This window comes from Micromonospora maritima, assembly GCF_902825405.1.
Classification (GTDB): domain Bacteria; phylum Actinomycetota; class Actinomycetes; order Mycobacteriales; family Micromonosporaceae; genus Micromonospora; species Micromonospora maritima.
Genome location: NZ_CADEAU010000802.1, coordinates 1 through 1,600 on the forward strand (window position 1 = coordinate 1; position 1,600 = coordinate 1,600).

Consider the following 1,600-nt stretch of genomic DNA (forward strand, 5'->3'; position numbering starts at 1 on the left):
GGGCACGTTGCTGCCGTGGGACATGGCGGCGTTGATCCGGTCGGTGCCGCCGGCGTAGTCGGCCTTCGGGAAGGCCCACCTACCGCCGCCGTGTCCCGAGCCGTGTCGGCCACCCGGTGCCGGTTGGTCCGCCCGGGGGCGGAGAGCAGCAGCAGCGCCTTCGCCACCGCGCTGGTCAGATCCTGGTCGGCGTTCTGGATCAGGCCGCGCGCACCGGCGCTGATCGTGGCCGCCGCCGACTCCGACTCCTCCGGGCCGAGCAGCAGCACCGCGGCCTGCGGCGCGCGGGCGAGCACCCGGCGCACGAAGCCGGCGCTGTCCGGCCGGGTGAGGGCGGTGTCGGCCAGCACCACGTCGACCGGACGCTCGGCGAGCCGCAACATCACCTCGGGATCGGAGACCGCCGTCCGGACGACGCCGGACAGCCCGAGCCGCGCCGCCGCGGAGGTCAGATGCTGGGCCGCCAATGGTGTCCGAACGCATACGAGAACGCTACGCACTGTGGTCTCCTCTCCGACTCAGAGCAGACCACGTGGGGGTCGGCCCGGGAGGGGGTTCCGGGCAATCATCCGAACTTTTCCGACATCTGGGGCATATGCCGCTGACTGTCCGAGGTTTTCGATCACAGATGTGTGAGCCGGGGGCGGCTCGGGTACCGAGTCGTTCATCCGGAACCGGCATCCCGCGCGGACCGCCGCCCGGTAGCTGGCAACGAACATTCTCCGCGGTGCCGCGCGGGAGGAGGGGTGCTGATGTCGAACGTACGTAGGCTGCCTGGACCCATCGTCGACCTCTGGGACTGGCAGCGGCTCGGCGCCTGCCGTGGCCGCGACAGCGCCCAGTTCTTCCACCCGGACGGCGAGCGCGGCTCCTCCCGGCTGCGCCGGGAGACCGGCGCCAAGACCGTGTGCCGCGCCTGCCCGGTGCGTGCCGAGTGCGCCGCCCACGCCCTCGCGGTCCGCGAGCCCTACGGCGTCTGGGGCGGCTTCAGCGAGTCCGAGCGGCTGCGGCTGCTCGCCCTCGGCTGGGAGGACCTGGCCGACCGCCGGCAGACCCGGGTGGACATCGCCCGGCTGGAGGCGCGCCTCGGCCGGCCGCACAAGACCGCCGTCCCGGACCAGCGCAAGGTCGCCTGACCCACCGCACTCCTTCCGACGCCGCGCCCCGGTCCGGGGCGCGGCGTCGTGTCACATCCACGCCGTCGCCCCTCCGCCCGACGTCGCCGGCGCCGGTCCCGCCGCCCGCCCTGGCCTACTTCCTGCGCGACTGCCTTTCGAGCTGATATCAGAAACGACTCAGACCGAGTCGGACCGAACACGGCGGCCGAGCGGGGGCACCCGCGGCCTGACCGGACCGCTCGCTTCCGCCCTTGGCCGGAGCCCGCACCGGACGGCCGGCGACCGGGGGCCCATAACCCGTGGCGGAGGGCCGGTGACCACACGCCCGTGGCCGAAGGCCCAGAACCGAAGGGCCCATGACCCGTGACCCGTAGCCGAAGGCCCCTAGCCCGTAGCCGGGGCCGTGGCCCGTAGCCCGGGGCCGGGGCCCGTAGCCCGGGGCCGGGGCCGGGGCCGGGGCCGGGGCCGGGGCCGGGGCCGGG

The 1,600-nt window shown here is 74.7% G+C and carries 2 protein-coding genes; one reads left to right on the forward strand and one right to left on the reverse strand.

All coding sequences use genetic code 11. The features are described 5' to 3' along the window. Nucleotides 1-500: ANTAR domain-containing protein (locus HUW36_RS32425; protein WP_484502616.1), on the reverse strand; the 500-nt coding region annotated here is incomplete at its 3' end. A 252-nt stretch (nucleotides 501-752) separates the two neighbouring features. Here HUW36_RS32425 and HUW36_RS32430 point away from each other — a divergent pair. Continuing rightward, nucleotides 753-1,136 (forward strand): WhiB family transcriptional regulator, encoded by a 384-nt coding sequence (locus tag HUW36_RS32430; protein ID WP_174531531.1) that lies wholly within the window; start codon nucleotides 753-755, stop codon nucleotides 1,134-1,136. The last annotated feature ends 464 nt before the right edge of the window (nucleotides 1,137-1,600 follow it).